Raw genomic sequence first — 25,476 nt, forward strand, 5'->3', positions numbered from 1 at the left:
GGACCGGGCGGCATTGCCGCTCAGGCGCGCTTATTTTCCAGAGCTTCCACCACTGCGGTAGGCCTTGAAGAAATCGGTCTGCGAAGGATCGAGCACGAGCACATCGCTCTTCTTGGCAAAGCTGGCCTTGTAGGCCTCCAGGCTGCGGTAGAACTGCGCAAACTGCGGGTCCTTGCCAAAGGCCTCGGCGTAGGTCCGGGCGGCCTCGGCATCGCCCTCGCCCTTGATCTTCTGGGCATCACGGTAGGCGTTGGCGATGGTGATCTCGCGCTGGCGATCGGCCTCGGCGCGGATCTTCTCGCCTTCGGCGGCGCCGGTGGAGCGCAGCTCGTTGGCCACGCGCTTGCGCTCGGCTTCCATGCGGCGGTAGACCGATTCCGTGATCGTCTCGGCATAGTCCACGCGCGTGATGCGCACATCGACCACGTCCACGCCCCAGGGCTTGGCGCCGCGCACGGTCTCCAGCACTTCGCGCTTGACGTCGTTCATCAGCGCATCGCGCTTGCTGGACAGCAGTTCGCGCACGGTGCGGCGGTTGATTTCCTCCTGGAAGGCATTGCGCACCACGCGGTTGAGCTGCATGGCGCCGGCCGACTCGTCCAGGCCCACATTGCGGATGTACTCCGACGGATCGGAGATGCGCCAGCGCACGTACCAGTCGATGACCACACGCTGCTTTTCGGCAGTGAGCATGGGCTCGGTGTCGGTGCTGTCCAGCGTGAGCAGGCGCTTGTCGATGTAGCGCACGTTCTGGAACGGCGGCGGCATCTTGATGTTCAGGCCCGGCTCGGTGATCACTTCCTTGATCTGACCCAGGGCATAGACCACGCCGAACTGGCGCTGATCGACGACGAACAGCATGGAGCTGAGCAGCGCGAGCGCCAGAAGAATGCTGGTGATGAAAAATCCAACTCGGTTCACTTGGGCTGCTCCTCAGCGTGCTTCGCGGTCACGGCTGCGACTGCTGTCGCGGCTGCGCGCATCGTTCGAAAGGCCGGGAATGGCGGCAGGCGCAGGCGCCTGGGTGCTGGGGGCCGCCGAGCTGTCGGCTGCCGGCACATTGCCGCTCACGCCTTGCATGATCTTGTCCAGCGGCAGGTACAGCAGGTTGGAGCCCTGGCGCGATTCCACCAGCACCTTGGTCACGTTGCCGTAGATCTGCTGCATGGTTTCCAGGTACATGCGGTCGCGCGTGACCTGGGGAGCCTTCTGGTACTCGGTGAACACCGAGCTGAAGCGCTGCGCATCACCCTGGGCCTGGGCCACGATGCGGGCCTTGTAGCCGTTGGACTCTTCCAGCAGGCGCGCCGCCGAGCCGGCTGCGCGCGGCACCACGTCGTTGGCGTAGGCCTGCGCTTCGTTCTTGGCACGCTCACGCTCCTGGCCGGCACGCAACACGTCGTCGAAGGCCGCCTGGACCTGCTCGGGCGGACGCACGCCGCCTTGCTGCAGGTTGATGCCCACGACTTCCACGCCCACCTTGTAGCGGTCCAGGATGGTCTGCATCAGGTCGCGCACGCGCGGGGCGATCTGGTCGCGCTCCTCGGCCAGCGCCGTGTCCATCTTCATCTTGCCGACGACTTCGCGCACGGCAGTCTCTGCGGCCTGGACCACGGCCTCGGACGGGTTCTTGCTCTCGAACAGCCAGGCGCGCGCGTCGCTCAGGCGGTACTGGACGGCGAACTTGATCTCGACGATGTTCTCGTCCTCGGTGAGCATGGCCGACTCGCGCAGGCCCGTGCTCTTGATGATGGTGTCGCGCCCCACGTCGGCCGAGCGGATCTGCGTCACGAAGACCAGTTCATGGCGCTGGATCGGGTACGGCAGCCGCCAGTTGATGCCGGCGCCCACCGTGCTCTTGTACTTGCCGAACTGGGTGATGACGGCCTGCTGGCCTTCCTGGACGATGAAGATGCCCGTGCCCATCCAGATGATGAAGGCAATGCCGGCGATCAGGCCCACGCCCATGCCGGCGCTGCGCATGTCCGGCGGCTGGCTGCCGCCGCCATTGCGGATGGGCGGCTGGCCACGGCCGCCGCCCGGCTTGCCGCCGAACAGGCCCGAGAGCTTGCGGTTGAGGTCGCGCCACAGCTCATCCAGATCAGGCGGCTGGCCGCCGCCCGACGAGGGGCGGTTGTCACGGCTGTCGCGGTTGTCGCGTGCAGGCTCCGCAGGCGGGGGCGGCGGCGCGGGACGGTCGGCATCGGGGCGCGAAGCATCGTCGTTCTTGTCGTCGCCGCGTCCCCATCGCGGATCATTCAGGTTGAACATCCCGCGAAGGCGCTGCGGCAGCATCGCCCAGCGATGGGCGCGTTGTGAAAGATTCATGCGAGAAGTCTCGGTTTCTTCGGTAAAGACAGGGACCCAATCGGCATTTTGCCCAATCAGGGCGCTAGCCCCTAGTATTCGGCGTCCTGCCCAGGGGGCATCGCGCCATCCACCTCCTCCTGATCCCGCTCATCACCACCGTGCGCTTCGGCGTGTTCCGCCTCCGCGCGCAGCGCATGCTCGGCCAGCAACTGCCGCAGCTGCGGCAGCCCCTCGCCGGAGCGGGCGCTGACGAACACCCGTGAAACAGGCAGCCCGTCAAGCTCGTACTGGTCCTGCAACTGCGCTGGAAGCCGCTCCGGATCGACGGCGTCCAATTTGTTGAAAACCAGTACCAGAGGCACCTCCTGGGCACCGATTTCCTTCAGAACTTTCTGGACTTGTTGGATTTGCTCTGGGAAATTCGGATTGGAGGCGTCGACCACGTGCAGCAGAAGATCGGCATCGATCGCCTCCTGCAACGTGGCCTGGAATGCATCGACCAGGCCGTGCGGCAGGTCGCGGATGAACCCCACGGTATCCGACAGGGACACCGATTGCTGGGCTTCATTCAGATACAGCTGGCGCGTGGTCGTATCCAGCGTGGCGAACAGCTGGTCGGCCGCATAGGCGCGCGCCTTGACCAGCGCATTGAACAGCGTGGACTTGCCGGCGTTGGTGTAGCCAACCAGAGAGATATTGAAGATGCCATGGCGCTCGCGCCGCCGACGCTGCGTGGCGCGCTGCTTCTTGACTTTCTGCAGCCGCTCCTTGGTGCGCTTGATCGACTCGTCGATCATGCGGCGGTCCAGCTCGATCTGCTTCTCGCCAGGGCCGCCACGGCCGCCGATGCCGCCCATCTGCCGCTCCAGGTGGGTCCAGCGCCGCACGAGGCGCGTGGCCACGTATTGCAGGCGCGCCAGCTCCACCTGCAGCTTGCCCTCATGGCTGCGCGCGCGCTGGGCGAAGATCTCCAGGATCAACAGGGTGCGGTCGTTGACCGGCATCTGCAGATGGCGTTCCAGATTGCGCTGCTGGGCCGGGCTCAGGGCCTGGTCGAACAGCACTTCCTGGGCACCGTGCATCTGGGCGAGCATGCGGATTTCGTCGGCCTTGCCACTGCCCACGAACAGCGCCGCATCGGGCACCTTGCGCTTGCAGGTCAGGCGTGCAACGGGACGCAGGCCGGCCGTGCCGGCCAGCAGGCCCAGCTCTTCCAACTCGCCATCGAAATGGGGAAAGCCGAAATCCACGCCCACCAGCAGCACTGGCGTTGGCGTGGACCGGTCAAAAGATTCAGAACTCAAGAAAAACCTCTCCCGAAGGGTGAGGAAGCTCCCCGGCGGTGCGGGGAGGCATCAGGGCGCAGCGAGCTCAAGCGCTGGCGTCGCTGCCGGCAGCTTCGGCCGTGGAGAAGTTCACGGCGCGGCCGGGAACAATGGTGGAGATGGCGTGCTTGTAAACCATCTGCGTGACGGTGTTGCGAAGCAGAACCACGTACTGGTCGAAGGATTCGATCTGGCCTTGCAGCTTGATGCCGTTGACGAGGTAGATGGACACCGGAACATGTTCGCGGCGAAGCGCGTTCAGGAACGGGTCTTGGAGGAGTTGGCCTTTGTTGCTCACGATATTCTCCGTGTTCGAAGAGTGTTGTTGTAAACCGACACCTTACCACAGTGTTTTGGGGCCCTTGTTCGCACAAGGGTTTTCCCGAAATCCCGTGGCTTGTTACTTGTCCTTGTCGGCAAAAGGATTATGAGAGGTTTTCAACTCGATCCGCAACGGCGTGCCAACCAAATTGAATTCCTTGCGGAATCGCCCTTCGAGGAAGCGCTTGTATGCCTCCGTCACATGCTCGAGCGAATTGCCGTGTATGACGATGACCGGAGGGTTCATGCCGCCCTGGTGCGCATAGCGCATCTTGGGGCGGTAGATGCCCGTCTTCTTGGGCGTCTGGAACTGTACGGCCTCCATCAGCAGGCGCGTGAGCACCGGCGTGGGCATCTTGCAGGTGGCAGCCTTGTGCGCCTGGATGATGGAGTTCCACAGCGGACCCAGGCCCTGGCGCTTTTCCGCCGAGATGAAATGCATGGGAGCGAACTTGAGGAAGGACAGGCGCGTCTCGATCGAGCGCTCCAGCATCTGGCGCTGGTAGTCGTCCACCGCATCCCATTTGTTCACGGCCAGCACCACGGCACGGCCGCTTTCCAGCACGTAGCCGGCAATGTGCGCATCCTGGTCGGTCACGCCCTGCGTGGCATCGATGAGCAGCAGCACGACGTTGGCGCTCTCGATGGCCTGCAGCGTCTTGACCACGGAGAACTTCTCGATGGCCTCGAACACCCGGCCCTTGCGGCGCAGGCCTGCCGTGTCGATCAGCTCGAACTTCTGGCCGGCGCGCTCGAAGGGCACCGAGATGGCGTCGCGCGTGGTGCCCGGCATGTCGAAGGCGACCAGCCGCTCCTCACCCAGCCAGGTGTTGATCAGCGTGGATTTACCGACATTGGGGCGCCCTGCCACGGTGAGGCGGATGGGCTTTTGGGCCACATCGTCGAAGGGGTCGTCTTCCTCGGGCTCGGGCAGGTTGAGCTGGCCCAGGGCCAGGTCGAGCAGGTCGCGCACGCCCTGCCCGTGTGCTGCGGAAACCGGCAGCACATCGCCCAGGCCCAGTTCGTAGAACTCGGTCAGCTGCACGCCTTCCTTCATGCCCTCGGCCTTGTTGGCCACGAGCACGCAGGGCTTGCCCAGCCGGCGCAGGTACTTGGCGATGTCGTGGTCCTGGGCGGACATGCCCAGGCGCGCATCGACAACGAAGACCACGACGTCAGCCTCGGCAACAGCCTGCTGCGTCTGGCGCGCCATCTCCTTGAAGATGCCGCTGGATGCATCTGGCTCAAAACCGCCGGTATCGATCACGATGTACTCGTGCTTACCCTGGCGGCCCTGTCCATAGTGGCGGTCACGCGTGAGGCCCGCGAAATCCGCGACGATTGCATCCCTCGACTTGGTCAGCCGATTGAACAGCGTCGATTTGCCCACATTGGGTCGCCCTACCAGGGCAATAACTGGCTTCATTCCCGAAAATACCTATCAATCCGGCCTGAAGCCGTACACAGTTCCGCTGCGGCTTACCACCACCAGCGTATTGGCAGCCGATACCGGGGGCGAGGCCACGCCGGAGTCGTCCGTCTTCAATCGTGCCAGCGCCTGTCCGTCCGTCTTGGACAGCAGGTGCACCACACCATAGTCATCACCAAACACCACCGAGCGGCCCAGCATCAACGGCGCCGTCAGGCGGCGGTGCTGCAGCTGGTCGATGGACCACACGCGCGAGCCGTCGCCGCGGCGCCAGGCCTGGACGGTGCCATTGCTCTCGGCGCCGAACACGGCATCACCATCGCCGTCGATGCCATCGGCACCCTTGGACGGCTGGGTCCAGCGCACCGATGCGTTTTGCGTATCCACACAGCCCACGGCAGCCTGGAAGGCACGCGCGCAGACGCTGTCACCGACACGGCTGACGCGGCCCACGAGGTCCACCAGGCGCTCCACGTCATTGGTGCCGCGCGGGCTGGCCAGCGGGGCCTCCCAGCGCACGGCGCCGGTGTCGGGATCGATACCCACCATGCGGCCCGACAGGCCGGCCACCAGCGTGTTGCCCACGGCGATCAGCACGCCGGGCTGGCGCAGCACCAGGGGCTCGCCCGGGCGCTGCGCGGTCCACAGCTTGCGGCCGTTGGCGGCATCGAAAGCGGCCAGCGAGCGGTCGGCTGCCAGCACGAAGACGCGGCCTCCCGCGACCAGAGGCGGCGTGTAGGCGGCTGCGGGCAGCGGCTGCTTCCACAGCTGCTTGCCTTGCGAGTAGACGATGACCTGGTTGCTGCGCGTGAGCACGGCCTGGCGCTCGGCGTCACCGCCCACGCCCGCGGTCAGCGGCTCGCCCACGGTGAAGCGCGACAGCTGGCTGCCGTTGCGTGCATCGAGAGCCGTGACGCTGCCATCCTTGGCAGCGATCAGCAGCGTGTCGCCCTGCACATGGATGTCGGTGGCCAGCGGCACTTCGGCGCCGAGCTTGGCGGTCCAGGCCTGGTGCACGGCCAGCAGGCCGGGGTTGGCTCCCAGCTCCTGGGGCTTGGGCTTGGTGTCGCTGCTGAACCACGAGGACACGGTGGAGCAGCCACCCAGGGCACCGGCCAGCAGGCCCAGAGCCATCCAGCGCGCAACGCCGCGCGGGCGCGAAATCGCCATCAATTGATCAGCCGAGGTTTTCAAGGTTGCTTCTCCGAAGTCGACGTCTTGGCCTGTGCCAGCACGGTGGGTTCAGCACCCAGCGCATTGAGCTTGAACTCGATCAGACGGCCATAGTCCACGCCCTTGTCCAGTGCGGCATGGGCGCGCTGATAGGCATCAATGGCCTCGGCCTGCTTGCCCTGGGCCGCAAGAATGTCGCCACGGCGATCGGCCACGATGCCGGCGAAGGATTCGGGCATGCTGCCTTCCAGCGCCTTGAGGGCTTCGTCGTATTGCTTTTGCTGCTCCAGCACGGCGCTCAGGCGCAGCTTGGCCAGGGCCTTGTAGCCTTCGTCGCCCTTGTCGGCCACCCAGGTCAGGGCTGCCTTGGCGTCATCGAGCTTGCCTTCGTCCACTGCAGCCTTGGCCAGCAGCAGGCCGGCCTGGGCCGCCTGCGTGGTGCCGGCGTACTTGTCCTTGAGATCGGCGAAGGCCTGGCCGGCGCGCGCCGCGTCCTTGCCAGCCAGCGCCACGTCAACGGCATGCGCCAGAGCGGCAGCCTGCGTGGCCTGGCGCTTTTCCCAGTACTGGTAGCCATTCCAGCCGGCAAAGCCGACGAAGATGACCACGAGCACGCCGGTGATCAACGTGCCCCAGGTATTCCAGAAATGCTTGAGCTGCTCTATCTGCTCTTGTTCTTCGAGATCGAAATGGTTTGCCATGGATCGCCTGTGTCGCTTTATGTATGGAGGTCGCCGCTGGAGCGGTCGCTTGAAAAGCTGCGGATGCTGGTCAAACCGCCGATTGTAGGGTGGCAGCCCATTGGGCCGCATCAGCCAGGGCTTGCTGCACCTGCTGGCCCGCGCCGTCGCGCAGCGACTTGACGGTGACCAGGCCCTGCTGCAGCTCATCGGAGCCGAAGATCAGCGCGAAATGTGCGCCGCTGGCATCGGCCTTCTTGAACTGCGACTTCATGCTGCCCATGCCTTCGGCGCTGGCCGCGTGCATCTGCACGCGAACACCGGCCTCACGCAGTTGCTGCAGGGTGCGCAGCGCCACGGGCATGGCCGCCACGTCGGGCACGATGGCGTAGGCATGCAGCGTGGGCGCGGGAATGTCGGTGCCGAGCTCCTTGACGAGTTCCAGCACACGCTCCACACCCAATGCCCAGCCCACGGCAGGCGCGCTCTTGCCGCCTACCTGTTCGATCAGGTAGTCGTAGCGGCCGCCCGCGCAGATAGTGCCCTGCGAGCCCAGCATGTCGGTGATGAACTCGAACACCGTCAGGTTGTAGTAGTCCAGGCCGCGCACCAGGCGCGGGTTCACGGTCCAGGGCACGCCGTTGGCGTCCAGAATGGCCTTGAGCCCGTCGAAGTGGGCCAGCGAGCCCTCGCCCAGGAAGTCCAGCAGGCGCGGCGCGCCGTTGACCATTTCCTGCATGGCGGGGTTCTTGGTGTCCAGCACGCGCAGCGGGTTGCTGTACATGCGGCGCTTGGCCTCTTCGTCCATCACATCCTGGTGCTGCTCCAGGTAGGCGATCAGGGCTTGGCGGTGTGCCTGGCGCTCCTCGGGCTGGCCCAGGCTGTTGATTTCCAGGCGCCACTGGGTCAGGCCCAGCTGCTTCCACAGGGAAACGGCCAGCATGATGAGTTCGGCATCGACATCGGGGCCGGCAAAGCCCAGGGCCTCGGCGCCGATCTGGTGGAACTGGCGGTAACGGCCGCGCTGAGGGCGCTCATGGCGGAACATGGGCCCCATGTACCACATGCGCTTGCCGCCGTCGTACAGCAGGTTGTTCTCGATGGTGGCGCGCACCAGGCTGGCCGTGCCTTCGGGGCGCAGCGTCAGGCGCTCGCCGTTGAGCTTGTCCTCGAAGGAGTACATCTCCTTCTCGACAATGTCCGTCACCTCGCCGATGCCACGAACGAACAGCTGCGTATGCTCGACGATGGGCGTGCGCACGTTGCGGTAGGCAAAGCGCGCCATCAATTCACGCACCTGCGCTTCCAGCCATTCCCAGCGAGCGGACTCGGCGGGAAGAATGTCGTTCATGCCTTTGACGGCGGAGAGTTTTTCGGGTTTGGCCACGTTGTTCTCGTTCGATGAATGCTCGGAAACAGGCGCTGACCCCGCTTTTTTTAGCCCCATGCCCTCAACGCCTGTCTCGCGTGAGAGCCAATAGGGCAAAGCGTGGTGCGCTATCTATTTTGCAATAACTGCAATGCTCGATGCAGCCGATCAGGCGGGTGCAGCGGCGGTGGCGCCATAGGTGCGCGCCACATAATTTTCGACCAGTGCCTGGAATTCCTCGGCAATCCGCTCGCCGCGCAGCGTGAGCGCCTTTTCCCCGTCGATGTAGACGGGGGCGGCGGGCGCCTCGCCCGTGCCGGGAAGGCTGATGCCGATGTTGGCGTGCTTGCTCTCGCCGGGACCGTTGACGATGCAGCCCATCACGGCCACCTTCATCGCCTCGACACCGGGATACTTCATGCGCCACAGCGGCATCTGGCCGCGCAGATAGTCATCGATCTGCTTGGCCAGTTCCTGGAAGGTGGTGCTGGTGGTGCGGCCGCAGCCCGGGCAGGCCGTGACGCTGGGCACGAAGATGCGCAGGCCCAGGGCCTGCAGGATTTCGGAGGCGACCACCACTTCCTGCGTGCGCGCCTCGCCGGGCTGGGGCGTGAGCGAGACGCGGATGGTGTCGCCAATGCCTTCCTGCAGCAGCACGGACAGCGCGGCGGCCGAGGCCACCGTGCCCTTGGTACCCATGCCGGCTTCGGTCAGGCCCAGGTGCAGCGCATAGTCGCAGCGCTGCGCCAGAGCCCGGTAGACCGAGATCAGGTCCTGCACGCCGCTGACCTTGCACGACAGGATGATGTTGTCGCCGTTCAGCCCCATGGACTCGGCCAGGCGCGCGGAATCGACGGCCGAGGAGATCAGCGCCTCGAACATGACCTGGCGCGTGTCCCAGGGCTGGGCGCGGCGCGAGTTCTCATCCATCAGCCGGGCCATCAGTTCCTGGTCCAGCGAGCCCCAGTTGACACCGATGCGCACGGCCTTGTCGTAACGGGCCGCCGCCTCGATCATCTGGCCGAACTGCTTGTCCTTCTTGTCGCCCTTGCCCACGTTGCCGGGGTTGATGCGGTACTTGGACAGTGCCTCGGCGCAGGCCGGGTATTCGGTGAGCAGGCGGTGGCCGTTGTAGTGGAAGTCACCCACCAGCGGCACGTACTCGCCCATGCGGTCCAGCTGCTCGCGGATGTAGGGCACGGCGGCGGCGGCCTCGGGCGTGTTGACGGTGATGCGCACCATCTCCGAGCCGGCCTGGGCCAGTTGGCGCACCTGGATGGCCGTCTCGACCGCGTCCACCGTATCGGTGTTGGTCATGGACTGCACGCGCACAGGCGCATCGCCACCCACGGTGACGACGTTGTTGCGCCAGACCACACGGGCCTGGCGGGACTTGCGCGGCAGCGGCGAGGCAATCGCTATCGGCTGCTGCGTGATGGGGAGATCTTGCACGGTCACTTCACCTCAAAGCGGGCCACATTGTCGCGGGTGGTCTTGGCGACTTCCAGCAATTCGCCACGCACACGCACCTCGGTGCCGCTGGCATTGCCGATGATGACCGACAGCGGCAGCGCGCCCTCGGCGCCAATGGATTCACCGGCCGCCAGCGTCTTTTGCAGCACCACGCGGCCGCTGGAATCCTTGACCTGTACCCATGATTGTGCGTTGGCCTTCATGACCAGCACGCCACCAGGCGTTTGCGCCGCGGTGGCTGCCGATGTCGCTGCGGCGCCCTCGGCAGGCGCATCGGCGGCAGGGGCAGCAGGCGTTGTGGTGGACGCAGGAGCCGGAACGGCTGCCGCTGCAGGCGCTGAAGTTGCCGGTGCAGATGCAGATGCGGATGCGGGGGCAGATGCAGCCGGCACATCGGCCGGCGTCGTCGCCGCAGGCGCAACGGGCTCCTGGGCGGCCACGGGCTCGGACACAGTCCCTGCAGGCTGCACCAGGGCAGCGGCATCGGAAGCGCCGGCCTGCGGCTCTTCGGCGTCGCCTTCATGCTTGGGCAGGAAGTAGACGGCAGCGGCAGCGGCCAGCAGCAGCAGCACGATGATGGCCACCTTGCGCGAGCCGTTTTCACGTCCCAGCGATGTTCCGGTGGCCTTGAAGGAGCGCTCCTTGAACGTGGCGTTGATGCTGCCGCGATCATCGGCCAGGCTCTTGAGCTGGGTGCGCGGCAGCAGGGCCAGCACCGATGCCGAGTCCATGCGCAGCGTGCGGCAGACGCTTTGCGCCAGGGCCCGCATGAAGACATGGTCCTGGAATGCGGCGTAGTCATCCGCCTCCAGCGCCTCCAGCTTGGGGGCTGGCACCTTGAGTGCCGCCGCCAGCCCGGCCAGAGACAGACCCGCCGCCTCGCGCGCCTGGCGCAGCAGCGTGCCCGCCGTCATGGAAGTTTGTGCGTTCTCGCCTTGCGTACCTGCTTCGTCATGCACCGCCAACACCTCACTCATTGAATGCTCCACGCTCGTAGGCCAGCCATTGGCGGGACTCGGGGAAGCGCTGGTGCAGCTGGTCAGCCAGCTGCCGCATCGCTGCAGATTGCTGCAGCGCCCTCTCTATCTTGATCCCCAGCCACAGGCTTTCCGCATTGGACTGGGGACTGCTGTTCAGGCGCCGGATGTAGAACTGCGCCCTCTTGGCGTCGCCGCCCTGCAGCATCACGTTGCTCAGGTGGTAGGCGATCACCGGGTTGGCGGGATCGAGTTCATAGCCCTTGAGCAGCGCCTGCTGGGCCTCGACCAGCAGGCCGGCCTGCTGCAGGCACAGGCCCTTGGCCATCCAGGTCTTGGGGCGCTCCAGGTAGCCGGGCTGGGCCAGGGCCTTGTCCAGCCATTCCTGGGCTTGCGCGTATTGCTTGCGCTGGCACAGCAGCCAGCCGTAGTTGTGCTGCAGGTCGCCGTCCTGGGGACGCAGCGACATCGCCTTGCGCAGGCTGGCGTCGGCCTGGTCCCAGTCCTGGTTGCGCATGTAGATCAGGGCCAGCAGGCCGTAGCCGTCGGCGGAACTGGGGTCAGCGGCCAGAGCCTGGTTCACCTCTTCCAGGGCCACATCGATGCGGCCAGCCTGGAAATAGGAAGCCGCCAGCTCCAGGCGGATGCTTGCGCGGCGGCGGGGATCGGCCTCGGCGGCAGAAGCCATCGAGGCATTGGAGACGGAGGAAGCGTTGCCGGAGCCAGAATTCGTCGGGGGCACCAAAGGCTGCTTGCCTGCGCAGCCCGCCAAGAAAAGAACCAGCGCGGGCACTGCCCAGCGCATGCCTGTACCGAAATCCCCCGTTCGCAGCCGCCGAGCCACTGACTTCATGAACTGTCCTTTGTTCCGTCGGGGCATGCCAGGCATGCCCCAGGTCTTCTCAAGGCACCTGCTTGAGAACAATGGTGCGCTGCCTGGCCATGCGCTCGGCAGCGCGCGTGCGGTCCTTGACATCGCCAGCCAGCTGTCCGCAGGCTGCGTCGATGTCGTCGCCACGTGTCTTGCGCACCGTGGTCACGATGCCGGCATTGCTCAGCAGGCTGGCGAACTCCGTCACCCGCGCTGCGGGTGAACGCAGCAGCCCCGAGGCCGGGAACGGATTGAACGGAATCAGGTTGAACTTGCACCAGCTGCGGCCATCGCCACGCGCGCGGACCAACTCTATCAGTTGGCGCGCATGCTCAGGCTGGTCATTGACGCCATCGAGCATGCAGTATTCGAACGTGATGAAGTCACGGGGCGCGAATTCCAGGTAGCGCTCGCAGGCATCGAGCAGCTCGTGGATGGGGTACTTGCGGTTCAACGGCACCAGCGGGTCACGCAGCTCGTCATTGGGCGCGTGCAGCGACACGGCCATGGCCACGGCGCAGTCCTGGGACAGCCGGTCGATCATCGGCACCACGCCCGAGGTGGACACGGTCACACGGCGGCGCGAGAGGCCATAGCCATGGTCATCGAGCATGGCGCGCAGCGCCGGCACCAGGGCCGTGTAGTTCTGCAGCGGCTCGCCCATACCCATCATCACCACGTTGGAGATGACGCGCTCGCCGCCCGTGCCCAGGCGCTTGCGCAGCGCATGCTCGGCATACCACAGCTGGGCCAGGATCTCGCCCGTGCTGAGGTTGCGGCTGAAGCCCTGGTGACCCGTGGAGCAGAAGCGGCAGCCCACGGCGCAGCCCGCCTGGGACGACACGCACAGCGTGCCCCGGTCATCTTCGGGAATGAAAACGGCTTCGACGGCATCGCCGCCCCCCACGTCGAACAGCCACTTGACTGTTCCATCGGCAGACACATGCTCGGTCAGAACCGGCAGGGCCGTGATGTGGGCACACGCCTTGAGCTTTTCGCGCAGGGACTTGGCCAGATCGCTCATCTGGTCGAAGTCGCTGGCGCCTCGCTGGTGGATCCAGCGGAACAGCTGCGTCGCGCGGAAACGCTTCTCGCCGAGTTGCTCGCAGTAAGCGGCAAGTCCGTCGAGATCAAAATCTAGCAAATTGGTATTCATGTCGGCAGGCCGGTGCCACGCCGCTCTCGGCTCTTCCGCGGCAGGCACGGCCTGCACCGGACAGACCATGACGGCCGCGGAAGACGCGGGGATTAGCGCGAGTAGACGTTCATGCCGGGGAAGAAGAAAGCCACTTCCACGGCTGCAGTTTCAGCGGCGTCAGAGCCGTGCACGGCGTTGGCGTCGATGCTGTCGGCGAAGTCGGCGCGGATCGTGCCCTTCTCAGCCTTCTTGGGGTCGGTGGCGCCCATCAGTTCGCGGTTCTTCAGGATGGCGTTCTCGCCTTCCAGAGCCTGGATCATCACGGGGCCGGAGACCATGAAGTCCACCAGGTCCTTGAAGAAAGGACGCTCCTTGTGGACGCCGTAGAACTGCTCGGCTTCGCCGCGCGACAGGTGCACCATCTTGGCAGCGATGACCTTCAGGCCAGCGCCTTCGAAGCGTGCGTAGATCTGGCCGATCACGTTCTTGGCAACGGCGTCGGGCTTGATGATGGAAAGAGTGCGTTCGATGGCCATTTGAATGGTTCCTAATCAGGGTTACTATGGATTTTTGTCAATTGGACAAAACCGTTGATTCTAGCTGTGCCATCAAAGTCCTTGATGACATGGTGCTGCCAAATGGCAGGCTTACAGGGCGGGCCGACCCCCTCTGGATGAACCAGAAGGAGGACGGCCCGGCCGCCTTTCAGCGGCGTCCTCCCGGCTTGCGCTTGGCGTTCTGGCGTGCACGCGAGAGGCTGTCGGAGCCGATGTAGCCCACCGATGTACGCATCGGATCGGGCTGCTGGCTGCCGCCGCCCTTGCCACGCCCGCCTGCGCCGCCCTGCCCCTTGCCCTGTCCCTGGCCGCCGTCAGCCTTGCCGCCCTTGGCGGCAGGCTTGGCACGCGGGCCGTCGAGCATGGCGTTGGGCGCCGGGCGATTGCCGTCGAAGTAGCGGCCGCCGCCTTCGCGGCGAACGGTGTTGCGGTCTGCCGGGCCACCACGGCGGCCTCCGGCCGGGGGCTTGGGTGCAGCGGGCGCACGCGCCTGCATGCCGGCCGCCGAAGCCAGGGACTGGATATCGGCCTGGTCCAGCTCCACCCAGGCGCCGCGCTTGAGGCCGCGCGGCAGCACCATGGCGCCGTAGCGGATGCGGATCAGCCGACTCACGGCATGGCCCACCGCCTCGAACATGCGGCGCACTTCGCGGTTGCGGCCTTCGGAAATGGTCACGCGGTACCAGCAGTTGGCGCCTTCACCACCGCCGTCCTCAATGGAGCCGAAGGCGGCCACGCCGTCTTCCAGCTGCACGCCGTCGGTCAGGCGCTGCTTTTCTTCCTTGCTGAGCGCGCCCAGCACACGGGCTGCGTATTCGCGCTCCAGGCCGAAGCGCGGGTGCATCAGGGAGTTGGCCAGCTCGCCCGAGCTGGTGAACAGCAGCAGGCCTTCGGTGTTCAGGTCCAGGCGGCCCACCGATTGCCATTTGCCATGCTGCAGGCGAGGCAGCTTGCGGAACACCGTGGGACGGTTTTGCGGATCGTCATGCGTGACGACCTCGCCCACGGGCTTGTGGTAGGCGATGACACGCGCCGGCGGCGGGTCGATGCGAAAGCGGATGGGCTGGCCATTGACCTTGATCTGGTCGCCGAACTGGATGCGCTGGCCCACGTGGGCAGGCTCGTTGTTGACCGAGATGCGGCCTTCAAGAATGAGCTGCTCCATTTCGAGTCGCGATCCCAGCCCGGCCTGGGCCAGCACCTTGTGCAGCTTGGGCGAATCGACCTGGGGCAGCAGCACGCGCTTGGCAGGCGCGGCATCGTCGCGCTCTTCGGCAGCGTCGAGCTCGCCCGAGATGACGTCCGCAAAACCGTAGCCTTCGACAGACCCTGAGTCGCTTGACTCTGATGCATCAGCCGGCACCAGCTCTTGCACGGTGTCTTCGGCATGCACCGCCTCGGCGGCCGGACGCGGCTTGCGCACAGGCTTGGCGCCGGGCCGCGCCCCGGCCTTGGGAGCGCGCGAGCGCGCGGGGCGGGCCTTGCGCTGCGCGCCGGCCTCATCGGACGCCGGCTGGGCGTCCTGGTCTTTGGAGATATCACTACCCGTCATGGCTTTCCTTCTTCGGCCTGCTTTGCAGTGCCGTCCGTATCCGTTGTATCCGCTGTATCCGCTGTATCCGTTGCGTCTGTTGCCTCTGCCGCATCCGCTGCGTCTGCCGCATCCGCCAGGTCTGCTGTATCTGCTTGAGCCGTATCTGCTGCCATTGCGGCATCTGCCCCGTCCGATTCCGTGGCATCTGTCTCGCCCTGGGGCTCTTCGGGCAAGGGAGCGTCACCGGCTGGCGCGGCCTCGTCCGCTGCCAATTCCTGCGCACCCGACTCTTCCAGCGCCTTGAACAGGCTTTGCTGGGATTCGGGCTCCTCGAGCATGGGCAACTGGTCCAGCGACTGCAGGCCCAGGTCGTCCAGAAACTGGCGCGTGGTGGCGAACAAAGAGGGCCGGCCCACGGTTTCCCGGTGGCCAATGACCTCGATCCATCCCCGGTCTTCCAGTTGCTTGATCAGCAGGCTGTTGACCGTCACGCCGCGTATGTCCTCGATGTCGCCACGCGTCACTGGCTGGCGGTAGGCGATGATCGCCAGCGTCTCCAGGGTCGCGCGGGTGTAGCGTGGCGGCTTTTCGGGATGCAGCCGGTCCAGATAGACCCGCATCTCGGGCCGGCTCTGGAAGCGCCATCCAGACGCCACCTGCACCAGCTCCACACCTTTTTGCGCCCAGTCTTTCTGCAGGTCCAGCAGCAGGTCCTTCAGCGTGTCGGAGCCCAGCACGTCATCGAACAGCGAGCGCAGCTCACGCAGCGTGACAGGCTGCGGCGCACAGATCAATGCAGTTTCCAGGACCCGCTTGGCATCTACCGTATTCATGGCTCAGCGTCTCGGGAACAAAGGCGCGCGTGCCACCAGAGGTGGCAGCCAGGGTGCGCCGAATCAAAGAAGAGGAAGCAAGCGCTCCACGGATGCCATGCGAGAGATGGTCAGAGGCTTTCGGCGGGATTGTAGCTCAGCCCCCAATTTTCCAGCGCCTGTGCCATATCGGGCGGCAGCGGCGCGCGCAGCACCAGGGCCTGGCCTGTCATGGGATGGGTGAAGGCCAGCCGGAAGGCGTGCAGCGCCTGGCGCGCCATGCCGCCAGCCTCCTTGCCGCCGTAGACGGCATCGGCCACCAGCGGGTGGCCCAGCGATGCCATGTGCACGCGGATCTGGTGGGTGCGGCCCGTGTGCAGCGTGCAGCGCACCAGGCTGACTTCCTCGTTGCCGGCCAGCAGGTCGATGTCGGTGCGCGCGGTCTTGCCCGCATGCTGCGCCAGGTCGACCACGGCCATGCGCAAGCGGTTGCGCGGGTCGCGGCCGATGGGCGCATCGACCTCGCGGCGCTTGCGCGGGCCCCAGGCCTTGTGGGCCAGCGCCAGGTACTGGCGGCTGACATCGCGCGCGGCGATCATGGCCACCAGCGCGTCCATGGCGGCGCGGCTGCGTGCCACCACCATGAGCCCGCTGGTGTCCTTGTCCAGGCGGTGGACGATGCCGGCGCGCGGCACCTCCCGCGCCTTGGGGTCGCGCCCCAGCAGGCCGTTGAGCAGGGTTCCCGTCCAATTGCCCGGGGCCGGATGCACGACCAGGCCAGCCGGCTTGTTGACGACCAGCAGGTGCTCGTCCTCATACACCACGTCCAGCGCCATGTCTTCGGGCTGGAAGGCCATGCTCTGCTGCGTGGGCCGCATCTCCAGCACCATCCGGTCGCCGGCGGCCACCTTGGTGGCCGGCTTGACCAGCACACGCCCATTGAGCGTGACCGCGCCCTGCGCCAGCAGTTGCTGCAGATAGCTGCGGGAGAACTCGGCCACGCATTCGGCCAGCACCTTGTCGGCGCGCAGGCCGTGCTGGGCCGGCGGCACGGTGATCTCGCGCAGCTCGGCTGCGGCGGCCTCGACCTCACCGCCTTCGGCCTCGTCCTCGACCGGCTCCCACGGCGATTCGCCGGGCGCAGAAGAAACAAGCCCCTGCGGGGCAGGGGCTTGTCCGGTTTGCCTGGTGCTGCGGCTCATCAGCGAGAAGGCAGGTAGCGCGAAGGATCGACAGGCTTGCCCTGGCGACGCACCTCGAAGTGCAGCTTCACGCGGTCCGCGTCGGTGCTGCCCATCTCGGCGATCTTCTGGCCCTTGCGCACGGTCTGGTCTTCCTTGACCAGCAGCGTCTGGTTGTGCGCGTAGGCCGTGAGGTAGGTGTTGTTGTGCTTGAGGATGATCAGGTTGCCATAGCCACGCAGGCCGGCGCCGGCATAGACCACGCGGCCATCGGCAGCGGCCATCACGGGATCGCCGGCCTTGCCTGCGATGTCGTAACCCTTGTTGCGCGCCTCGTCAAAACCGGCGATCAGGCTGCCCGATGCAGGCCAGATGAAGTCCACATCGTCGGCGCCCTTGCCGGCTGCGGGTGCAGGGGCGGGTGCCGGGGTCGGTGCGGGTGCAGGCGTTGCCGTGGAGCCGCCCGACGATGCCACGGGCGGCAGCGGCGTTGCCACCACGGGCGAGCCGCTGGGCGTGGAGGAGGCAGTGGACGACGGGCGCGTGCCGACGCTGTCCGAGCTGGTCGGCGGCACGACGCGCACCACCTGACCGACTTCGATCAGGTTGGGGTTCTCCAGATTGTTCCAGCGCGCGATGTCCTTCCAGCTCTGGCCGGTTTCCAGGCCGATGCGGATCAGCGTGTCACCGGGCTTGATCGTGTAGTAGCCGGGCTTGCCGGCGTTTTCGACGCCGGGCAGCGGCTTGACGGCTGCCGATGGCGAGGAAGAGGTGGAGGAGGTGGTGGTCGTTCCACGGTCCTCCACGGGAGCCCTGTTCACTTGGGATGTGCAGCCTGCCAGAACCATGCCGGCCAGCACCACCGTTCCCCAAGCCCCAAGACTTCGCGATACCAACATAAGTTATTCCCTTCTAGGCGATGCCCGATTTTAGGGGGACAAAGTTCACGGCCTCCAAAATCGACTGCGTAAACCCGTGTGAACTCTTGTCAATCACCAGCAGTGCCTGCTTACCACCCGTAACCACCATGGGGGCGACAAGCCGCCCGCCCACGGCCAGCTGGTCGCACCAGGCCGAGGGCATGCTCTCGCCACCAGCGGCCGAGATGATGCCCGCATACGGCGCGCCGCTGCCATAGCCTTCCATGCCATCTCCAAAGATCAGATGGACATTGGTCAGCCGCCAGGGACGCAGGTTGCTGCGCGCTTTCTCGTGCAGGCCGCGCAGGCGCTCGATCGAATAGACCTCGCGTGCCACGCGCGCCAGCACCGCCGCCTGGTAGCCGCAGCCCGTGCCGATTTCCAGCACGCGGCCCAGGCCCGACTTCGCGGCTTCCGAGCCCAGCAGCAGCTCGGTCATGCGGGCGACCACGCTGGGCTTGGAGATCGTCTGGCCCAGGCCAATGGGCAGGCTGGTGTCTTCATAGGCCTGGTTGACCAGGGCGCTGTCCACAAAGCGGTGGCGCTCCACCGATCCCATGGCGGCCAGCACGGCCGGCGACTGTATGCCGGTGGCAGCCAGCCGCTGCACCATGCGGGCGCGAACGGCGGCCGAGTCCAGGCCGATGCCCGAAGGCTGTTGCGGGGCACGGGCACCGGCCGGCGCCAGCGCAGAGCGCGCAGGCGCCGCGCGCGAGGCCGGCGCAGGGGTCTGCACCGAGCGCGCCACCCACGAGGGAACTCCGGGACGGCGCTCGCTCACGGTTGCACCGCCCCGCCCTGGGTTGCCTGCACGCCCTGGCCGGCCGACGCCAGCCTGGCCGCCGTCTGTGCCCAGTAGCCCAGGTTGTCATGGTCGGTCAGGTCCACCTTCAGCGGCGTGACGGACACATGGCCGTGCGCCGTGGCGTGGAAGTCCGTGCCCTCCGAGTCATCCTTGGCCGCGCCTGCGCTGCCTATCCAGTACATCATTTCGCCGCGCGGGCTCTCCTGGGTGATGACGCGTTCGGCCGCATGGCGGCGGCCCAGCCGGCACAGCTTGAGGGGCTTGAGCGCGGACAAGGGCATGTTGGGAATGTTCACGTTGAGCAGCCAGGGCGACAGGCCGATCAGCTCCTGCGATTGCATGTCCATGACCAGCTGGCGCGCGGCGGCGGCAGCGGCCTCGATCTCGGACCAGCCCTTGTCCACCTGCGAGAAGGCAATGGAGGGAATGCCGAACAGAAAGCCCTCCATGGCGGCGCCCACGGTGCCGGAATAGATGGTGTCGTCGCCCATGTTGGCGCCGTTGTTGATGCCGGAGACCACCAGGTCGGGCCGGTAGCCCAGCAGGCCGGTCAGGGCGATGTGCACGCAGTCCGCAGGCGTGCCATTGACATAGCGAAAGCCGTTGTGGGCCTGGTGCACATACAGCGGCGCGTTCAGCGTCAGGGCGTTGGACTTGGCACTGTTGTTGTGCTCCGGTGCCACCACCTCGACGTCTGCCACCGTGCGCAGCGCCTCGTACAGGGCCTGGATGCCGGGCGCCTGGTAGCCGTCGTCGTTACAAATGAGAATCTTCATGGATACAGCAGGGATTGCGGGCGATTGTAGGCGGGCGTCTCGTCGCCCGAGGGACAGGAGGCATTCCCACCACACTCCTATCATCGGCCAGGCATTCAATCACAGGAGACAACCACCATGCACGCTTGGCTTTGCACCACGCCCACAGGCGTCGATCAACTGCAGTGGACGCAGCTGCCCACGCCCACGCCGGGCCCGGGGCAGGTACTGCTCGAAGTGAAGGCGGCCAGCCTGAACTTTCCCGATCTGCTGATCGTGCAGAACAAGTACCAGATGAAGCCTGAGCTGCCGTTCGTGCCGGGCTCGGAATACGCGGGCGTGGTCCAGGCCGTGGGTGAAGGCGTGAGCCACCTGGCCGTGGGCCAGCGCGTGGCCTGCCTGTCGGGCACGGGTGGCTTCGGCACCCATACGCTGGCGCCGGCCGCGCTTTGCATGCCGCTGCCAGACGGTTTCAGCTTTGTCGATGCTGCGGCCTTCATCATGACCTATGCCACCTCGCACCATGCGCTGATCGACCGCGGCCAGCTGCGCGCGGGCGAGACGGTGCTGGTGCTGGGCGCGGCGGGCGGCGTGGGCACGGCCGCCATCCAGATCGCCAAGGCGGCGGGTGCGCGTGTGATCGCAGCGGCCTCCACCGACGAAAAGTGCGCGCTGTGCAAGGCACAGGGCGCCGATGCCACCATCAACTACAGCCAGGGCGATCTGCGCGCTGCCATCAAGGAAGCCACCGACGGCAAGGGCCCCGACGTGGTCTACGACCCCGTGGGCGGCGACTTCGCTGAGCCGGCCTTCCGCTCCATCGCCTGGCGCGGCCGTTATCTGATCGTGGGCTTTGCCGCAGGCCCGATTCCTGCCCTGCCGCTGAACCTGCCGCTGCTCAAGGGCGCATCGCTGGTGGGCGTCTTCTGGGGCGAGTTCTCCCGGCGCGAACCCAAGGCCAATGCGGCCATGATGCAGGAGCTGGCGCAGTGGTACGGCCAGGGAAAGATCAAGCCCGTGATCGACCGCACCATGCCCATGGCCGAGCTGCACGCCGCCTATGCGCGCATGGGATCGCGCCAGGTGCAGGGCAAGCTGGTGATGGTCAACGAGCAGTGAACCGGGCGCTGGCCATGCCACACTGGAGGGCATTGCATTCTGAAACAACTGCCCACCCATGGCCGAGCGCTCCGCTTCCGAACTGGCACGCGAAACCCTGCGGCAACTGGCGCTGAACCGCCTGCCGCCCACCCCGGAAAACTACACCCGCCTCTATGAACAGGCGGCCGGCGAGCCCGGCCCCGCCAGCTTTCCCCAGGGCCCGCTGCGCCACGTGCATGCGCTTTTGCCTGCGCAGACGCCCGGACAGAAGCGCCTGCGCGACCAGCTGGGCGCCGCCATAGAGCGCAGCGACTGGCAAGGGCTGCAGCAGGTCATCACCGCCTATGCCAACGCGGCCCTGCAGCCGCCCGCCCATGAGGCCAGGCCCGTGGAGCTGCCCGTGCCGCCGCCCGTCCAGGCCCTGCCCGACGACCTGACCCAGCAGTTGGCGCGGCGCTTCGAGGCCTTGTCCACGCTGCTGGACACCCAGGACACCAAAACCGGGCAACTGCACCAGCAGCTGATGGAGCAGCTGCAATCGCCGCCCGTGGATGCCAAGGCCCTGGCGCGGCGCCTGCACGACCAGCACTACCAGCTGTCGTTCGCCATCGCCGACCAGCTTCAGGTCCTGCAGTTGATGCAGGAGTTGCTGCAGACCCTGGTGCAGCACCTGGCCCAGGACCCCACGCATGGCAGCTGGCTGGTGCAGCAGCTCACGGCCATCGAGCAGGCCATCACCCCGCCGCTGTCGCCCGCGCCCCTGGCCGATGCACGGCGCGAGCTGCAGACCGTGATCCACCGGCGCCTGCAGCTGCAGGACGGCATGGCCGCCGCGCAGCAGGCGCTCAGGGATATGCTGGGCGGCTTCGTCCAGCACCTGGCGCAGATCACGAGCAGCAACGAAACGCTGGGCGCCCGCATGGAAGAGGCGGCACGCCAGCTGGACGGCATCCAGCGCCTGGAAGACGCAGCCCCGCTGCTGCAGCAGGTGCTGGAGGCCACGCGCACCATGGCCGCCGGCAGCCGCGTGGCCCAGGAGGAGCTGCAGGCGCTGCGCGCCCATGTCGATGCCTGCGAGGCCCGCATCGAAACACTGCAGCAGGAGCTGGACGAGGCCGCGCGCCGCGCACGCCACGACCCGCTGACCGGCCAGCTCAACCGCCTGGGCGTGAGCGAGGCACTGGACCGCGAGGTGGCACGCGCACAGCGCCATGGCCAGCCGCTGAGCGTTGCCCTGGTCGACATGGACGGCATGCAGGCCCTCAATGCCGAACTGGGGCATGCCATGGGCGATGCCGCGCTGGTGCATGTGGCCCAGCTGGCGCGCCAAGGGCTGCGCCCAGAAGACGTGGTGGGCCGCTATGAAGGCCAGGCCTTCGTGCTGCTGCTGCCACAGACCCCGGAGACGGCGGGCGCCCAGGCGCTGCAGCGCCTTCTGCAGTTGCTGGAGCAGGCGCCTTTGCCCGCATCTGCTCAGCCCCCAGGCCAGCCCGCACCCCGGCCCCTGAGCTTCAGCGCGGGCGTGGCCCAGTTGCAAAGCCACGAAAACGGCATGGACGTGCTGCGCCGCGCCGACACCGCCATGCTGCAGGCCAAGGAGCGCGGCAAGCACTGCATTGCCACGGCATCAGGCGCACAATGGCAGCCAGTTGGAAATGCAGGCGCCGGCCTTTGATCCACCCAGGGCCACGCCCCGTCTTTCCCCGCTTTTTTGCGCCACCTGCCCCGAACCGCCATGCACCTGCCCTTCAGCGCCTCCGTCCCTGCACCGCGGCGCCAGTTTCTGGTCGGCTCGGGCCTGGCCACGGCGCTGGGCCAGTTGCCTGCCTGGGCCCGGCTGGGCGAGCGGCCTGCGCACAACCCCTTCACGCTGGGCGTGGCCAGCGGCGACCCCGAACCCGACAACGTGCTGCTGTGGACGCGGCTGACGCCACCGCTGGCCCAGCTGGGCGAGACCGACACCACGGCCATGCCTGCGCTCAAGATCCGCTGGGAGCTGGCGCACGACCCGCTGTTCCGCCAGATCGTGCGCAGCGGCGAGGCCATGGCCCAGCCCGAATGGGGCCACGGCGTGCATGTGCAGGTGGGAGGACTGGCGCCCGACCGCTGGTACCACTACCGCTTCATGCTGGGACAGGCGGTCAGCGGCACGGGCCGCTGCCGCACGGCGCCCGCCCCCGGCAGCATGCCGCAGCGCCTGCGCCTGGCCTATGCCTCCTGCCAGCGCTGGGAGCACGGCTACTACGCGGCCTGGCGCCAGGTGGTGCAGGATGCGCCGGACCTGGTGATCTTCCTGGGCGACTACATCTACGAATACGCCACGCCCGCCATGACGCTGGGCCTGGCCCGCACGCACAACCTGCGCGCCGCGCAGACCCTGCAGGACTACCGCGACCGCTACGCCCTGCACAAGAGCGACCCGCTGCTGCAGGCCGCGCACGCCCTGTGCAACTGGTCCGTGGGCTGGGACGACCATGAGGTGGAGAACAACTACGCGGGCGACCAGGGCCAGGGCGATGCCGCGCGTTTCCTGGCCCGGCGCATGGCCGCCTGGCAGGCCTTCTACGAAAACATGCCGCTGCGTGCCAGCGCGCTGACGGGCGCCGGGGCATCGCATGGCGGCGGCGGACTGCAGCTGTACCGCAGCCTGCAATGGGGCCGGCTGGCCCGGCTGCATCTGCTGGACGGCCGCCAGTACCGCAGCGCCCAGGCCTGCCGCATCGAGGGCGAGGCAGACAAGGGCAGCGTGCGCCCTGCGCAATGTGCGGCCCTGTCGGACACGGCGCGCAGCTTCCTGGGCTGGACGCAGGAGCAGTGGCTGTACCGCCAACTGGCCGAGGACGCACGCCACCAGGGCAGCGAGGGGCCGCGCTGGAGCATCCTGGCCCAGCCCACCCTGCTGTCGGCACACCGGCCGCCCTCGGGATCGCAGGCCACGGACAGCTGGGACGGCTACCCAGCCGCGCGCCAGCGTCTGGTGCGCCACCTCACGCCGGGCGCCCAGCCCACGCCGCGCAACAGCGTGCTGCTGGGCGGCGACCTGCACCAGAACTACGTCTGTGCCGTGCATGCCGATCCCGAGGCCGCGCCCGAACGGCGCAACCCCATCGTGGCCAGCGAGTTCTGCAGCACCTCGATCACCTCGCGCAGCGGCACCACACAGGCCAAGGTCGATGCCATCGTCGCCCACAACCCGCAGGTGCTGTACGCACGCTGCGAGGAACGCGGCTATGGCCTGGCAGACATCACGCCCGAACGCTGGACCAGCGAGCTGCGTGCCGTGGCCAACCCCATGCGCGCCGACAGCCGCATCTACACGCTGGCCCGCTTCACCGTCGAGGACAGGCGGCCCGGCCCCGTAGCCAGCTGACAGGGCACTGACACAGGGCACGACCGAAGGGCACTTTCAGCAGGCCTCGGAATCAGTGGCTATCCTGACATCGCCCCCCGGCATGCCGCCTATCGTATGGTGAGCTGCCTTGCCCCGCCCACCAGAACACGGAAGCCATGCACCTGACTTTCAGCGCCTACTACACCCTGATCTTCGCCGCCCTCGTCCTTTTGCTGGGCAAATGGCTGGTGCAGCACCTGCGCCTGCTGCGCGAATTCAACATCCCCGAGCCCGTGGCCGGCGGTCTGGTCGTCGCCGTCGCCCTGTTCGTGCTCAACCAGACCCTGGGCTACACCTTCAGCTTCAGCAGCGAGCTGCAGATGGCCTTCATGCTGGTGTTTTTCTCGTCCATCGGCCTGAGCGCCAATTTCGCCAAGCTGCGCGAAGGCGGCCGTTCGCTGCTGCTGTTCCTGGCCGTGGTCGCCGTCTTCATCGGCCTGCAGGACCTGGTGGGCGTGAGCCTGGCCACGATGCTCGGGCTCGACCCGCTGTTCGGGCTGATCGCAGGCTCCGTCACCCTGACGGGCGGCCATGGCACGGCAGGCGCCTGGGGCCAGGTTTTCGAGCGCGAATACGGGATCCAGGGCGCGGTCACGCTGGGCATTGCCTGTGCCACCTTCGGACTGGTGATCGGCGGCCTGATCGGCGGCCCGCTGGCCAAGGCCCTGATCACGCGCCGCAGGCTTGCCGTGCACGACCCCGCAGCCGCCCCCGAAAAACAGCCCCCGCTGGGCGAAAGTGCAAGCCACGGCGGCTTCGAGAACCCCGAGCAGACGCGCCTGATCACCACCAGCGCGGCCATAGAAACACTGGCCCTGTTCGCGGGCTGCCTGGGCTTTGCCGAGTTCATGGCGCAGTTCACCGCCGGCACCCTGTTCTCCCTGCCCACCTTCGTCTGGGCGCTGGCAGGCGGCGTCGTGATCCGCAATACGCTGGACTATGTCTTTCACTTCCAGGTATTCGACCGGGCCATCGACGTCTTCGGCAATGCCTCGCTGTCCATCTACCTGGCCATGGCCCTGCTGTCGCTCAAGCTGTGGGAGCTGGCAGGGCTGGCGGCGCCGCTGATGGTGATCCTGGCGGCCCAGACCCTGGTGATGGGCCTGTATGCCGCGCTGGTGACCTTCCGCATCATGGGCAGCAACTACGATGCGGCCGTGCTGGCCGCCGGCCACTGCGGTTTCGGCATGGGTGCCACGCCCACGGCCGTGGCCAACATGCAGGCCATCACCAACCAGTACGGCCCCTCGCACAAGGCCTTTCTCATCGTGCCGATGGTGGGCGCCTTCTTCGTCGACATCGTCAATGCCACGGTGATCCAGCTGTTCATCCGCTGGCTGCACTGACCACCGCA

General features: G+C 66.8%; 23 protein-coding genes. 4 read left to right on the forward strand and 19 right to left on the reverse strand.

The window, feature by feature from the left end; genetic code table 11:
• Positions 1 to 30: 30 nt before the first annotated feature.
• From hflC to surE, 19 genes are all read right to left on the reverse strand, one after another.
• Positions 31 to 921 carry a protease modulator HflC gene (hflC, locus tag ACUTR7_RS12290; RefSeq protein WP_012206810.1) on the reverse strand — a complete coding sequence of 297 codons (891 nt, stop codon included), beginning with the start codon at positions 919 to 921 and terminating at the stop codon, positions 31 to 33.
• Positions 922 to 933: 12 nt separating this feature from the next.
• Positions 934 to 2,328, reverse strand: a complete 1,395-nt coding sequence (hflK, locus tag ACUTR7_RS12295) for an FtsH protease activity modulator HflK (RefSeq protein ID WP_012206811.1) — start codon at positions 2,326 to 2,328, stop codon at positions 934 to 936.
• A 71-nt stretch (positions 2,329 to 2,399) separates the two neighbouring features.
• Complete coding sequence (gene hflX, locus ACUTR7_RS12300; protein WP_012206812.1) at positions 2,400 to 3,614, reverse strand: GTPase HflX; 1,215 nt, start codon at positions 3,612 to 3,614, stop codon at positions 2,400 to 2,402.
• 67 nt (positions 3,615 to 3,681) lie between these two features.
• Positions 3,682 to 3,933 carry an RNA chaperone Hfq gene (hfq, locus tag ACUTR7_RS12305; protein WP_012206813.1) on the reverse strand — a complete coding sequence of 84 codons (252 nt, stop codon included), beginning with the start codon at positions 3,931 to 3,933 and terminating at the stop codon, positions 3,682 to 3,684.
• 102 nt (positions 3,934 to 4,035) lie between these two features.
• Complete coding sequence (gene der / locus ACUTR7_RS12310) at positions 4,036 to 5,382, reverse strand: ribosome biogenesis GTPase Der (protein WP_012206814.1); 1,347 nt, start codon at positions 5,380 to 5,382, stop codon at positions 4,036 to 4,038.
• A 15-nt stretch (positions 5,383 to 5,397) separates the two neighbouring features.
• Entirely contained in the window at positions 5,398 to 6,555 is a 1,158-nt protein-coding gene (bamB, locus tag ACUTR7_RS12315; RefSeq protein WP_043819101.1) for an outer membrane protein assembly factor BamB, read from the reverse strand.
• Between the two features lie 20 nt (positions 6,556 to 6,575).
• Positions 6,576 to 7,259, reverse strand: a complete 684-nt coding sequence (locus tag ACUTR7_RS12320; RefSeq protein ID WP_445608936.1) for a YfgM family protein — start codon at positions 7,257 to 7,259, stop codon at positions 6,576 to 6,578.
• 70 nt (positions 7,260 to 7,329) lie between these two features.
• Positions 7,330 to 8,589, reverse strand: coding sequence for a histidine--tRNA ligase (gene hisS, locus ACUTR7_RS12325; protein WP_212739077.1), 1,260 nt, complete (start codon positions 8,587 to 8,589; stop codon positions 7,330 to 7,332).
• A 186-nt stretch (positions 8,590 to 8,775) separates the two neighbouring features.
• A complete protein-coding gene (gene ispG / locus ACUTR7_RS12330) occupies positions 8,776 to 10,059 on the reverse strand; it encodes a flavodoxin-dependent (E)-4-hydroxy-3-methylbut-2-enyl-diphosphate synthase (RefSeq protein WP_012206818.1) in 1,284 nt (427 codons plus the stop codon).
• A 2-nt stretch (positions 10,060 to 10,061) separates the two neighbouring features.
• The gene (locus ACUTR7_RS12335) at positions 10,062 to 11,057 is read right to left on the reverse strand and encodes a RodZ domain-containing protein (RefSeq protein ID WP_199960068.1); all 996 of its coding nucleotides are present in this window, start codon (positions 11,055 to 11,057) and stop codon (positions 10,062 to 10,064) included.
• Positions 11,050 to 11,910 carry a type IV pilus biogenesis/stability protein PilW gene (pilW, locus tag ACUTR7_RS12340; protein WP_232245236.1) on the reverse strand — a complete coding sequence of 287 codons (861 nt, stop codon included), beginning with the start codon at positions 11,908 to 11,910 and terminating at the stop codon, positions 11,050 to 11,052. The genes ACUTR7_RS12335 and pilW overlap by 8 nt, the downstream gene beginning before the upstream one ends.
• Positions 11,911 to 11,959: 49 nt before the next feature.
• The gene (gene rlmN, locus ACUTR7_RS12345; protein WP_034396288.1) at positions 11,960 to 13,084 is read right to left on the reverse strand and encodes a 23S rRNA (adenine(2503)-C(2))-methyltransferase RlmN; all 1,125 of its coding nucleotides are present in this window, start codon (positions 13,082 to 13,084) and stop codon (positions 11,960 to 11,962) included.
• 92 nt (positions 13,085 to 13,176) lie between these two features.
• Positions 13,177 to 13,602: a nucleoside-diphosphate kinase gene (gene ndk, locus ACUTR7_RS12350; RefSeq protein WP_012206822.1), complete on the reverse strand. Its 426-nt coding sequence runs from the start codon at positions 13,600 to 13,602 to the stop codon at positions 13,177 to 13,179.
• A gap of 169 nt (positions 13,603 to 13,771) precedes the next feature.
• Positions 13,772 to 15,175: a pseudouridine synthase gene (locus ACUTR7_RS12355; protein WP_043819108.1), complete on the reverse strand. Its 1,404-nt coding sequence runs from the start codon at positions 15,173 to 15,175 to the stop codon at positions 13,772 to 13,774.
• Positions 15,172 to 15,990 (reverse strand): SMC-Scp complex subunit ScpB, encoded by an 819-nt coding sequence (gene scpB, locus ACUTR7_RS12360; RefSeq protein ID WP_445608937.1) that lies wholly within the window; start codon positions 15,988 to 15,990, stop codon positions 15,172 to 15,174. Before scpB ends, ACUTR7_RS12355 begins: the two co-directional genes overlap by 4 nt.
• 110 nt (positions 15,991 to 16,100) lie before the next feature.
• Entirely contained in the window at positions 16,101 to 17,171 is a 1,071-nt protein-coding gene (locus ACUTR7_RS12365) for an RluA family pseudouridine synthase (protein ID WP_034396294.1), read from the reverse strand.
• Positions 17,171 to 18,049 (reverse strand): peptidoglycan DD-metalloendopeptidase family protein, encoded by an 879-nt coding sequence (locus ACUTR7_RS12370; RefSeq protein ID WP_012206826.1) that lies wholly within the window; start codon positions 18,047 to 18,049, stop codon positions 17,171 to 17,173. Before ACUTR7_RS12370 ends, ACUTR7_RS12365 begins: the two co-directional genes overlap by 1 nt.
• 13 nt (positions 18,050 to 18,062) lie before the next feature.
• Positions 18,063 to 18,851 carry a protein-L-isoaspartate(D-aspartate) O-methyltransferase gene (locus ACUTR7_RS12375; RefSeq protein WP_065346020.1) on the reverse strand — a complete coding sequence of 263 codons (789 nt, stop codon included), beginning with the start codon at positions 18,849 to 18,851 and terminating at the stop codon, positions 18,063 to 18,065.
• Positions 18,848 to 19,651, reverse strand: coding sequence for a 5'/3'-nucleotidase SurE (gene surE / locus ACUTR7_RS12380; protein WP_199960071.1), 804 nt, complete (start codon positions 19,649 to 19,651; stop codon positions 18,848 to 18,850). Before surE ends, ACUTR7_RS12375 begins: the two co-directional genes overlap by 4 nt.
• A 117-nt stretch (positions 19,652 to 19,768) precedes the next feature.
• Between surE and ACUTR7_RS12385 the strand changes: the two genes are divergently transcribed.
• The 4 genes from ACUTR7_RS12385 to gltS all read left to right on the forward strand — a co-directional run bounded on the left by ACUTR7_RS12385 (position 19,769) and on the right by gltS (position 25,468).
• Positions 19,769 to 20,749, forward strand: coding sequence for an NADPH:quinone oxidoreductase family protein (locus ACUTR7_RS12385; protein ID WP_012206829.1), 981 nt, complete (start codon positions 19,769 to 19,771; stop codon positions 20,747 to 20,749).
• 58 nt (positions 20,750 to 20,807) lie between these two features.
• Positions 20,808 to 22,406, forward strand: a complete 1,599-nt coding sequence (locus ACUTR7_RS12390; RefSeq protein WP_063325338.1) for a GGDEF domain-containing protein — start codon at positions 20,808 to 20,810, stop codon at positions 22,404 to 22,406.
• 60 nt (positions 22,407 to 22,466) lie between these two features.
• Entirely contained in the window at positions 22,467 to 24,101 is a 1,635-nt protein-coding gene (locus ACUTR7_RS12395; protein ID WP_013801162.1) for an alkaline phosphatase D family protein, read from the forward strand.
• A 137-nt stretch (positions 24,102 to 24,238) separates the two neighbouring features.
• Positions 24,239 to 25,468, forward strand: coding sequence for a sodium/glutamate symporter (gltS, locus tag ACUTR7_RS12400; protein ID WP_012206832.1), 1,230 nt, complete (start codon positions 24,239 to 24,241; stop codon positions 25,466 to 25,468).
• Positions 25,469 to 25,476 lie beyond the last annotated feature (8 nt).

Source organism: Delftia sp. NA_296.1, assembly GCF_052692095.1.

Bases quoted from the DNA above. Each gene is read 5' to 3' on its own strand.
- ACUTR7_RS12355 (WP_043819108.1), bottom strand. From the start codon at position 15,175: ATGACGGGTAGTGATATCTCCAAAGACCAGGACGCCCAGCCGGCGTCC.
- der (WP_012206814.1), bottom strand. From the start codon at position 5,382: ATGAAGCCAGTTATTGCCCTGGTAGGGCGACCCAATGTGGGCAAATCG.
- ACUTR7_RS12390 (WP_063325338.1), top strand. From the start codon at position 20,808: ATGGCCGAGCGCTCCGCTTCCGAACTGGCACGCGAAACCCTGCGGCAA.
- gltS (WP_012206832.1), top strand. From the start codon at position 24,239: ATGCACCTGACTTTCAGCGCCTACTACACCCTGATCTTCGCCGCCCTC.
- scpB (WP_445608937.1), bottom strand. From the start codon at position 15,990: ATGAATACGGTAGATGCCAAGCGGGTCCTGGAAACTGCATTGATCTGT.
- surE (WP_199960071.1), bottom strand. From the start codon at position 19,651: ATGAAGATTCTCATTTGTAACGACGACGGCTACCAGGCGCCCGGCATC.
- ACUTR7_RS12385 (WP_012206829.1), top strand. From the start codon at position 19,769: ATGCACGCTTGGCTTTGCACCACGCCCACAGGCGTCGATCAACTGCAG.
- bamB (WP_043819101.1), bottom strand. From the start codon at position 6,555: ATGGCGATTTCGCGCCCGCGCGGCGTTGCGCGCTGGATGGCTCTGGGC.
- hflK (WP_012206811.1), bottom strand. From the start codon at position 2,328: ATGAATCTTTCACAACGCGCCCATCGCTGGGCGATGCTGCCGCAGCGC.
- hisS (WP_212739077.1), bottom strand. From the start codon at position 8,589: ATGAACGACATTCTTCCCGCCGAGTCCGCTCGCTGGGAATGGCTGGAA.
- pilW (WP_232245236.1), bottom strand. From the start codon at position 11,910: ATGAAGTCAGTGGCTCGGCGGCTGCGAACGGGGGATTTCGGTACAGGC.
- ACUTR7_RS12370 (WP_012206826.1), bottom strand. From the start codon at position 18,049: ATGTTGGTATCGCGAAGTCTTGGGGCTTGGGGAACGGTGGTGCTGGCC.
- ACUTR7_RS12365 (WP_034396294.1), bottom strand. From the start codon at position 17,171: ATGAGCCGCAGCACCAGGCAAACCGGACAAGCCCCTGCCCCGCAGGGG.
- rlmN (WP_034396288.1), bottom strand. From the start codon at position 13,084: ATGAATACCAATTTGCTAGATTTTGATCTCGACGGACTTGCCGCTTAC.
- ACUTR7_RS12320 (WP_445608936.1), bottom strand. From the start codon at position 7,259: ATGGCAAACCATTTCGATCTCGAAGAACAAGAGCAGATAGAGCAGCTC.
- ACUTR7_RS12395 (WP_013801162.1), top strand. From the start codon at position 22,467: ATGCACCTGCCCTTCAGCGCCTCCGTCCCTGCACCGCGGCGCCAGTTT.
- ACUTR7_RS12335 (WP_199960068.1), bottom strand. From the start codon at position 11,057: ATGAGTGAGGTGTTGGCGGTGCATGACGAAGCAGGTACGCAAGGCGAG.
- ndk (WP_012206822.1), bottom strand. From the start codon at position 13,602: ATGGCCATCGAACGCACTCTTTCCATCATCAAGCCCGACGCCGTTGCC.